The organism is Kitasatospora sp. NPDC088548 (genome assembly GCF_044753005.1).
GTDB lineage: Bacteria > Actinomycetota > Actinomycetes > Streptomycetales > Streptomycetaceae > Kitasatospora.
This window is the reverse complement of sequence record NZ_JBIVMI010000008.1, coordinates 235,806-242,494: the sequence shown is the minus strand read 5'-3', so window position 1 is coordinate 242,494 and position 6,689 is coordinate 235,806. Positions and strand designations below refer to the sequence as shown.

Here is a 6,689-nt window from a genome sequence, read left to right as displayed (position 1 = left end):
GACTGGTGACGCCACGCATGGCTGCTCTGCGGTGCGGGGGCAGCAGGCGCCTACTGCCCGGGAAACAGGCGTTACTGACGATCCGTCGGACCGACTGTGAGATAGACCATAATGCACCATCGCCTGAGTTTTTAGGTCCGCAGCAGAAAGTTCCCCCTTCCGTGTGACCGAGCCCAGATGGACCTACGTGCTGCCAGCCCGGCACACTGACCCCAACACCGACAGAGAGGACGTCATGGCTCTTCGCCCCAACCCGACTCTCCGTCAACGTCGACTCGGCACCGAGCTGCGACGGATGCGGGAACAAGCCGACCTCGGGGGAAGCCAGCTCGCCCGCATGCTCGGCATCAGCCCCGGTCAGATGACGCAGATGGAGACGGCGAAGATCGGTGTCAGCCCCGAACGCCTACGCACGGTCGCTTCGGCCTGCAACTGTGCCAACGGGCCGCTCATCGATGCCCTCGCCCGCGTGGCCGCAGAGCGTGGAAAGGGTTGGTGGGAGGAGTATCGCGGCATCTTGACGACTGACTTTCTTGAGGTGGCAGAGCTTGAAGCCCACGCCACCCGGCTGACGTTCTGCAACACCACGTACATGCCCGGCCTGTTCCAGACCAGCGCCTACGCAGCTGCCGTGTTCGCTCGGATCTTCCCACCCCTGTCCCCGCAAGAAGTCGACACCAGGACAGCCTTTCGAATCAGGCGACAGGAGATCGTCCGCTCCGGTTCTACACCGGTACGAGCATTCATCCACGAGGCCGCGCTGCGGATGCAATTCGGCGGACCCACGGTGCTCGTGAATCAGCTTGGCGCTCTCCTTGGCGACTCCGAGCGGCCCGGAATCTCCGTTCGAGCTGTGCCATTCGCTGTTGACACCTTCCCCGGCGCTGGCGAGAACCTCTGCTTCGCCGAGGGCTCAGTCCCCGAACTGGATACCATCGAGATGGACGTATCCCAGGGCGCACTCTTCTTTGACTCCCCGGCGGACCTGGCCAAGCATCGGGCCATCTTCTCGCGCCTGGACTCCACCGCGCTCTCCGGAGAAGAATCGCGCGAGTTCATCCGATCCATCATGAAAGAAATGGAAGCCGCGAATGCCTAACCCAGAGTGGCAGAAGTCGAGCTTCAGCGCCTCAAGCAACGAGTGCGTCGAGGTGCGTACCGTCGACGGGCTGGTCGAGCTCCGCGAGTCCGACACCGGCGACATCATCGTCCGCACCACCCCCGCCAAGTTCGCCACGTTCCTCCAAGGCGCCAAGGCCGGCGAGTTCGACCACCACGCCAACCACATCGCCTGACCCCACAACCACCAGCCGCCCCTCGCTCACCCGAGCGAGGGGCGGCCGCAGAACAGGTCAGCACAGCCCGCCGATCCAGGCCCGAAACGGCAGGGCTGGAACCTAAGGTGTGCTGTCTCGGGACGCAGCGCGACCGCGTCCCGCTTGAACTCCCCCGAGCACCTCGCAGCACCCATGAGGACATCCTGTTCACGGACCCGAAGATCCGCTTCTCAGAAGTGTCCACAAACAGGGGTAAAGCCCCACGTTCACCGACCCCCGGCTCTGCGCGGCCATCGCGGACCGGCTGACCTTCCGGTTCACCCTGATCGAGACCGGCATCGAGTCCTACCGCCTGGCCGCCACCGAAGCCGAGCACCAGCCGAGCCGCTGACCAGCCGAGCCGGGAGCGGAGGACCGGCGGTCGAGGTGACGCGATGTCACGGCTGCCCGCCGAGCCCGAGCTTCTTCACCCCGAACGGGGAGAAGATCATGTGGGCAGCCCAGCCGTGGTGGATGAGAGCGATCTGGGAAGGCACCGGCGTCACCGGATAGATGGCCTTGCCCCGCGACCAGTTCGCGAGCAGGCCCTCGGTAGTGTCGACCGCGGAGACGACCATCGTCACCTGGAGCTTCCCGTCGCCCCACGTGTTCCAAAGGGCCCACCCCTCGGGCCGGGCCTCGACTCCGAGGCGGGCGCACGCCTGCTCATAGGTCTCCCCCATGCCATCCGGCATCGCCCCGGGCCGCAGAATCACCACGCCCGCGAGTTTCAGCTCGGGGCGTTCCGCCTCATCGTCGAGGCAGCCGTCCCCGGGGAAATGGTAGTGGCGAAGCTCCCGGGCCAGCGCGTTCACCGCCCGCTGCAAGCGCGTCGCGTCCTCTGCTTCGGGCTGATACGAGAGCCAGCCCTCGGCCGAGGCGGCGCCCGCGACCACGCTGGCGAGCCGTTCTATCTCTCGCAGGTGGTCGAGTTCGGAGAGTTCAGGTCGTGTCACGGCTGCCAGTCTCGCAGCGGCGCACGGCCGGGGCATCCCAGTTTCCACGCGCCTCGGAGACGAAACCGGGCCCTCGCCGGCCGGGCCTGTCAGGGGCCGAGAAATCCGCGAGGCCCTGCGGACGCCCCCCGGCACGGACGACGCCCGGACGCGGGTCCTGGCCCGGTGGGTCGGCATCGGTCTGGTGAGCCTGGGCGACTACCACGACGCACACGCGTTCCTGTGCCAGGCGCTCGACCTGGCCACAGCCAGTGGCAACATCCGGGCCGTCATCGCCACCGAACTCAACCTCGGCGACGCCTACCGCTACGCCGGTGAAGCAGAGACCGCTGACGTGCTCTACCGCAAGGCCCTGGACACTGCCCGGAGCCGGCACCCGGAACTCGTCGACTTCGCCCTCCAGCACTTCGGCAAACACCTCATGGAACAAGGCGACCTTGTACCTGCGCGCGCCCACCTGCGGGAAGCGTGGCGGCTGCGGATCGCCAAGGGTGACACCGGGCTGATCGAATCCACCCAGGCCGCACTCGACCGCGTCGAGCTACTGATCGGACAGGCAGCCACCGGCACGGCCGCTCCGGCGACTGGTGACGCAGAAGCGACACAGTGGAGCAAGCGATGGACCTCATGACTCCGATCCCGCACCACGGCCCGAACCCCGGCCCGGTGGGCTGAGCTTGACGTTTAACCTCGCAGGTCACCCGACCTGCTGATCTGCGGTTCTTCCTGAGACAGCGGAGACGGCCGTTCTCCACACTTCGAGATGTCGAGTCACGAAGCACGAGAGAACGGCCGCTGCCTATGAGTCTCCCTGTCGACGCGCCCGCAGGCCAGGTATTGGCTCTCCGGCTCGAAGAACAGACAGCGGGCCACACGTCACGATGTCGGAAAGACAGTCAAACGCGCCGAGACGATCAAGGAACACCAAGCCCGACGAGCATAAATTCCAAGCTCAGGCGAGGTAGGTCCTCTGCCACTCCAACGAGGTCATGGTGAGTGCCGCCTCAGCCAGCGTCCGGGCGGACTCGGTCTTGAGGCTGCCGAGGCTGCTGTCGATCCAGGGCTGCACGTTCTGGTACCCCTGCTCGCGGTACTCGACAGCTTGGATCAGGCATTCGAGCTTGTCGGCGTCGTGGGCCACGGTCACTTCGAGGCTCTCGGCGTTCTCGTACTCCTCGACGATCGCCTGGACGCCAGCGAGGACGGCCGGGTGCGCCGCACTGACCTGATCCTCGGTCACCTTCTCGTTGGACGAGGCAGTGAGGTAGCGCCGGCCGATGTGGGGAATGTCCCCGATCCGCGTCTCCTGGGTGTCGTGGAACGTGCAGAGCAGCGCCACCTTGGCCGGGTCGGCACCTTCCATCATCGCCAGCACGGCACCGACGACCGCCGTACGGAAGCTGTGCTCGGCGATGGTCTCCGGGTCCTTGACCCCGGCGATCCACCAACCGGACCGCTTGGCCCGCTTGAGCATCCCCATCTCCATCAGGAAGCTCGCCGTGCCCTGCGACTGCTTGTCGTCCGTCATCGCCGTCCTTCGGTGCGTTGGATCAGTTGCGTACTACCGAACCCGCCTATGCGCAGACCGTAGTGCACGGCCTCCAGCTCGCGGCGGGACTGCGTGGAAAGACTGCCCCCATCCAGGAGGAGCCGAACCCGCGTGCCCAGGTCCTCAGTCACATGCGGGTCGACGTCAAGCAGACCGCGCCTGGCGATCAGCAGCGACCAGATCGAGTGCACGTACAGGTCCGTGTACTCGGCTGCCCGATCGAGCCGGACGGCGAGCTGCCGTAACAGCCCAGACGCATCCCAAGCCGGCCGGCCGCGTTCTGCCATGAAGTTGTCGTCCGTTTGGGGACGGCCGTCCAGACCCAGCCAGTGGGCCCAGTAGTTGAGGTTCGCAGCCTCGGCATCATCGTTGTCGGTCAGGGACCGGGCGATGAAGTCCTGCAGCAGCTCCGGATCGCCCTGCCTGGCGAGAGCAGCAGCGACCGATCGCGCCTCCGCCCAACGGGGTGACCAGCCGGACACCGAGGCAGTCAGCCGGCCTCGGCGCCGGATCCCGTCGAACCACTCTGTGGCGTCCCAGTCACGGTCGTAGGAGGACAGGTAGAACACCTGCCGCCGCAGCAGGGCGGCATCCTCGGCATCCCGGTCGGCCAAGTCGGCGCTCTGGCGCAGGGTGTTGAAGAACCGCACACGGTCCGCCGCGCCGAGGAGAGGGGCAACGGCAACCGGGCCGCGACGCGCCGCCGGGATGTTCAGCTGGGCGGCCACCACTCCCGGGAGAACGCCGCTGACGGCCCAGCCGATCATGTGCGTGGTGTCCCGCGTCAAGACCCAGCCCGCGAGGGGGTGTTCTTCGACCGAGCCGGCACCGGTGCCGCTGCCCAGAATCTCGCCGAGGATGAAGTCGGCGTCCATCGCGAGGCTCAGCGCATCGACCAGCGCGGGCGGCGCCCCCAGGCGAATGAGCTTGCGCCGCATCGCAACGAGGTTGCCGGCCCTCGTTGCCGACAGCGGGCGACGCCCCGACTCCCAGCCCTGCAAGGTGCTCTTGTCGACGCCGAGGTCGGTGGCCAGCTCCTCCTGGGTGCGGGGGATCTGCTCACGTATGACCTTGAACAGGAAGCCGGCCACCAGGCCGTCCGGTCCGCGTTCAGGCGAACTGCGACTGCCAGTCAGTGTTTCTCCACGCCGCGATGACGTACGAGCAGGCATTCCCTGCGCCCCCTGGCCTCGATCGTCCGGGTAACTCGTACCGGCAGTCCGTCGAACCTCCGCGTCACTACCCGTAGTTTCATCGCTACGGCATCGCACGCGATGGGGGAAGCCTAGTTCCTGCACAGCTCCTCTGGTCTCGATCCGCGAGATGCCCACCGCTCCGAAGGAAATGAAGCCGGAACCTCCGGCTCCTGGGGCCTTCGGAGCGGCCACCAGCCGGCGGTCCCGCCCCGTGAAAACCCCCGCCGGGGCGGGGCCGCCTTCAAGCCACCGAGGGGAGCCGAGGGCACCAGCCATGGACGCAGCCGTTAACCAGCACCGGGGTCGCCATCGTGGCGAGCACCGCGACCCCGTAGGAACAGCGCTCACCGCTCTGTGGGGCCTGGGACACATCGTCGCGCTCACGCTGCTCGGGATCGCCGCGCAGCATCAGCTCGGCACCGGGCACGAGACTGCGGCGCCGCCAGCGCGCTCCCTCCCCGACCACGAACCGGCCGTTTGAGGCGCGGCCAGCCCTCACCAGACCTCGCACGAGCGGAAGGAACGACGACATGAGGTTCAACCTGCGCGCCAACATGCTCGACGAGTTCTTCCGGGCCCGGATCGGCCCGAAGGTGACGGCCCCGCTGTGGGTCGCCCACCAACTGGAGAACACCGCAAACGTCTACTTGCCGACGTACCGGCAGACGGCCGACCGCAAGCCGATCTCCCGGATCGGCTTCGAGCTGGCAGCCCTCACCGCCCAGTGGCGCTGCCTGCCGTTCCACTACTTCCGGTACGAGCTCTACCGGACCGGAGTAGACCTCGCCTCGGCAGCGGCGTACGTGCCCGACACCGTCTTCTACAGCCGCCTGCTGCCCGCCGTGAACCGATCCGCCCTGCTCCTGGATGACAAGATCGCGTGCAAACGCATCCTCGGCGACGCGGGCGTCCCCCAGCCGCTACTCCTGATGACCGGCGAGCAGGGATCCTGGTTCGACCGGGTTGGGCGACCGGTGCCAGCCGACTCACCTGCTGCGGTGGACGCTGCCCTCGGCGGCATCGCCGAGGTGGTGATCAAGCCGGCCAGGCACACCAGCGGTGGCGCCGGCGTCCTCGTTCTCGACAACGAGGGCGGCGAACTCCTCCAGCAGGACGGCACGCCGTTCTCACTGGCCGCATACGGCGCAAGGTGGGGAGGGTGGCTGATCGAAGCGTTCGTCCGCCAGCACGACGAGCTCGCCGCGTTCAACCCCTACTCGCTCAACACCTTCCGGGTCATCACCCACCTCCACCCGGCGGACGGCCCACGGGTCCTGTACTGCCTGCTCAAGAGCAGCGCAGACACGGACGCCGTCGACAACGCCTGCAACGGCGGCCTGTACGTGCGGGTCGACACCGCCACCGGCATGCTCGACGACACCGCGCACACCACTTCGCTCACCCGCTACACCCACCACCCCGTCTCCGGCCTCGCCTTCGCCGGCCAGAAGATCAGCACCATCCGCCAGGTCGTCGAGGCCGCCGAGCGGGCCGCAGTCCACTTCCCCCGCACACCCGTCGTCGGCTGGGACATCGCCGTGGATCACGACGCCGAGGCGCTCATCATCGAGGGCAACAGCAGCCCGAGCCTGATGAACCTCCAGCGCACCCACGGCGGCCTGTCCCACACCCTTGGAAGGTCCTTGATCACCGACCACAGGAGGTCGTGAAC

The 6,689-nt window shown here is 67.3% G+C and carries 8 protein-coding genes; 4 read left to right on the top strand and 4 right to left on the bottom strand.

Annotated elements, in window-relative coordinates:
• Window positions 1–235: 235 nt before the first annotated feature.
• Window positions 236–1,099, top strand: coding sequence for a helix-turn-helix domain-containing protein (locus ACIP82_RS13740; RefSeq protein WP_400653557.1), 864 nt, complete (start codon window positions 236–238; stop codon window positions 1,097–1,099).
• Window positions 1,092–1,295: a DUF397 domain-containing protein gene (locus ACIP82_RS13735; protein ID WP_400653556.1), complete on the top strand. Its 204-nt coding sequence runs from the start codon at window positions 1,092–1,094 to the stop codon at window positions 1,293–1,295. The genes ACIP82_RS13740 and ACIP82_RS13735 overlap by 8 nt, the downstream gene beginning before the upstream one ends.
• A 419-nt stretch (window positions 1,296–1,714) precedes the next feature.
• Here the strand turns inward: ACIP82_RS13735 and ACIP82_RS13730 are convergent, their stop codons facing one another.
• Window positions 1,715–2,272, bottom strand: a complete 558-nt coding sequence (locus ACIP82_RS13730; RefSeq protein WP_400653555.1) for a hypothetical protein — start codon at window positions 2,270–2,272, stop codon at window positions 1,715–1,717.
• On the opposite strand from ACIP82_RS13730, the gene ACIP82_RS13725 reads away from it, so the two are divergent.
• Window positions 2,214–2,903, top strand: a complete 690-nt coding sequence (locus tag ACIP82_RS13725) for a hypothetical protein (protein WP_400653560.1) — start codon at window positions 2,214–2,216, stop codon at window positions 2,901–2,903. The two genes, ACIP82_RS13730 and ACIP82_RS13725, sit on opposite strands and share 59 nt — an antisense overlap.
• 321 nt (window positions 2,904–3,224) lie before the next feature.
• On the opposite strand, the gene ACIP82_RS13720 is transcribed toward ACIP82_RS13725, so the two are convergent.
• The 3 genes from ACIP82_RS13720 to ACIP82_RS13710 all read right to left on the bottom strand — a co-directional run bounded on the left by ACIP82_RS13720 (window position 3,225) and on the right by ACIP82_RS13710 (window position 5,549).
• A complete protein-coding gene (locus ACIP82_RS13720) occupies window positions 3,225–3,800 on the bottom strand; it encodes an HD family hydrolase (RefSeq protein WP_400653554.1) in 576 nt (191 codons plus the stop codon).
• Entirely contained in the window at window positions 3,797–4,912 is a 1,116-nt protein-coding gene (locus ACIP82_RS13715) for a helix-turn-helix domain-containing protein (RefSeq protein WP_400653553.1), read from the bottom strand. Before ACIP82_RS13715 ends, ACIP82_RS13720 begins: the two co-directional genes overlap by 4 nt.
• Window positions 4,913–5,258: 346 nt before the next feature.
• Entirely contained in the window at window positions 5,259–5,549 is a 291-nt protein-coding gene (locus ACIP82_RS13710; RefSeq protein ID WP_400653551.1) for a hypothetical protein, read from the bottom strand.
• Here ACIP82_RS13710 and ACIP82_RS13705 point away from each other — a divergent pair.
• Entirely contained in the window at window positions 5,548–6,687 is a 1,140-nt protein-coding gene (locus ACIP82_RS13705; RefSeq protein WP_400653550.1) for a sugar-transfer associated ATP-grasp domain-containing protein, read from the top strand. The two genes, ACIP82_RS13710 and ACIP82_RS13705, sit on opposite strands and share 2 nt — an antisense overlap.
• Window positions 6,688–6,689 lie beyond the last annotated feature (2 nt).

What these genes read in the sequence shown, in the direction of transcription:
- ACIP82_RS13705 (WP_400653550.1), top strand. Translation starts at nt 5,548, where the DNA reads ATGAGGTTCAACCTGCGCGCCAACATGCTCGACGAGTTCTTCCGGGCC.
- ACIP82_RS13735 (WP_400653556.1), top strand. Translation starts at nt 1,092, where the DNA reads ATGCCTAACCCAGAGTGGCAGAAGTCGAGCTTCAGCGCCTCAAGCAAC.
- ACIP82_RS13710 (WP_400653551.1), bottom strand. Translation starts at nt 5,549, where the DNA reads ATGTCGTCGTTCCTTCCGCTCGTGCGAGGTCTGGTGAGGGCTGGCCGC.
- ACIP82_RS13720 (WP_400653554.1), bottom strand. Translation starts at nt 3,800, where the DNA reads ATGACGGACGACAAGCAGTCGCAGGGCACGGCGAGCTTCCTGATGGAG.
- ACIP82_RS13740 (WP_400653557.1), top strand. Translation starts at nt 236, where the DNA reads ATGGCTCTTCGCCCCAACCCGACTCTCCGTCAACGTCGACTCGGCACC.